Origin of the sequence: Pedomonas sp., assembly GCF_036515995.1 — a bacterium.
Taxonomy (GTDB): Bacteria; Pseudomonadota; Alphaproteobacteria; order Sphingomonadales; family Sphingomonadaceae; genus Pedomonas.
This window is the reverse complement of sequence record NZ_DATBUP010000154.1, coordinates 1-1,506: the sequence shown is the minus strand read 5'-3', so window position 1 is coordinate 1,506 and position 1,506 is coordinate 1. Positions and strand designations below refer to the sequence as shown.

Below are 1,506 nucleotides of genomic sequence, written 5' to 3'. Positions count from 1 at the left end.
CAAAGCCCGCACCGGCTCAGTAAACAGGAGGTGAAAAATGCAGACGTTTCTGATGGCGGCTTATGTTCTGGTGTGGCCCGCCGTTGTGGCCGGAGTGCTGTTTTTCATCGCCCGTGCTTTCTTTCGCGAATGGCGGCAGGCGCGGGAAGACGGCGTGCCCATGATCTAGCCGCTCTGAGTTCTTTAATCTGCCCCCAAGCAGGGCGGCGGTCAGGCCGTTCCCTCGGGACGCTGGCCGCCGCATAGGATATCGGTGATGAGTTCGGTATCGCAGTATTCAGTCCAGCGGGTGATCTTGCCGTCTCGCAGCTGGGCGAGGAAGTGATACTTGTTGTTGTACATCTTGCCCGAGACGTGGCGGCCAAGGGACTCCGCCTCCACCGCCACGCGATCGCCCTCGGCGGTCATGCCGTGGATGGTGAAGGTGATGCCTTCGGGAAAAATCTCGAAAATATGCCCGGCGGCAGCGGCCACCTGCTCGCGCGTGTAGGTACCGGAGATGAGCGTGCGGCCCATGGTCTGGAGAATGCCGTCATCCGCGTAGGCGGCAACGATGCGCTCCACGTCTCCGGCGCTGGTGGCGTCCATGAAGTCGCGCACGATGCGCTTGTTTTCCTCGATGCTCATGACGGTGCCTCCCCTTGATCCTGCCCTTGATCTTGTGCTTAGAGCCTTTTCCGATCTGATTGCATCAGATCGCGGCTCCAGGTTCTTTGTTGGTCGCACTTTCTTAAGCGCAGGGTGTGCCACCCTGCTCGAAAGCTGCTCTAGCGTAGCGCCTCAGGCGCGGCGGAGAAAGCGGCCTGCCCGTTCCAGCAGCGCGGTCTCGCCCGCAGGACCCGATCCGGCCGGCTCCAGTTCCAGCTCGATGAGGCCGGTGTAGCCCGCAGCCTCGAGCCCTGCGAAAATGGCCGGCCAGTCGAGCACGCCGGCACCCGGCTCGATACGGCCGACGGCGGGCGGGGCGGGCACGTCCGCCGCCTGTACCATGCCGATCTTGCCCCGGCTGCGGGCAATGGCGGCCAGTACATCCTCGCCCAGCAGAGCCAAGTGGCCGATATCGAAATTCAGGCGCACGTGCGGGTGATCGGCGGCATCCACCACCGCCAGCGCATCCTCCAGCCGCTCGATGAGCAGGCCGGGCGCGAAGGCGGGATGGGTGGTCTCGACGCACAGCACGACGTTGCTGGCCGCGACGCGGTCCGCGGCGAAGCGCAGATGGTCCGCCATGGTGCGGATTTGCCCGGCAAGCGGTGCATCCGTGCGGCCGGTGACGACGGAGAGGGTGCGGCTGCCGGAACGCCGGGCTGCGGCAAGGCTGGCGGCGAGAGCGTCTTCAAGCGCGGCGCGGGCGGTGGCGCGGGAGGTGTTCCAGGTGGGCTGGTTCCAGTTCAGCGGATCATGGACGAACGAGGCCATCTCAAGGCCATGCGCCGCTGCCAGCTGCCCGATGCGGGCCTGTAGATCGGGCTCCCGCAACAGCAGATAATTGTCGCTGACGCCCGA

At 65.2% G+C, this 1,506-nt stretch carries 3 protein-coding genes; 1 reads left to right on the top strand and 2 read right to left on the bottom strand.

Annotated features, from left to right (window positions below):
- Window positions 1-37: 37 nt before the first annotated feature.
- Window positions 38-169, top strand: coding sequence for a putative transporter small subunit (locus tag VIG90_RS11800; RefSeq protein WP_331593718.1), 132 nt, complete (start codon window positions 38-40; stop codon window positions 167-169).
- A 41-nt stretch (window positions 170-210) separates the two neighbouring features.
- Here VIG90_RS11800 and VIG90_RS11795 read toward each other — a convergent pair whose 3' ends face one another.
- Together VIG90_RS11795 and VIG90_RS11790 are read right to left on the bottom strand one after the other, a co-directional pair.
- Window positions 211-627: a nuclear transport factor 2 family protein gene (locus tag VIG90_RS11795; protein WP_331593717.1), complete on the bottom strand. Its 417-nt coding sequence runs from the start codon at window positions 625-627 to the stop codon at window positions 211-213.
- 153 nt (window positions 628-780) lie between these two features.
- A partial coding sequence (locus tag VIG90_RS11790; protein WP_331593716.1) for a sugar phosphate isomerase/epimerase family protein occupies window positions 781-1,506 on the bottom strand: 726 nt, incomplete at its 5' end.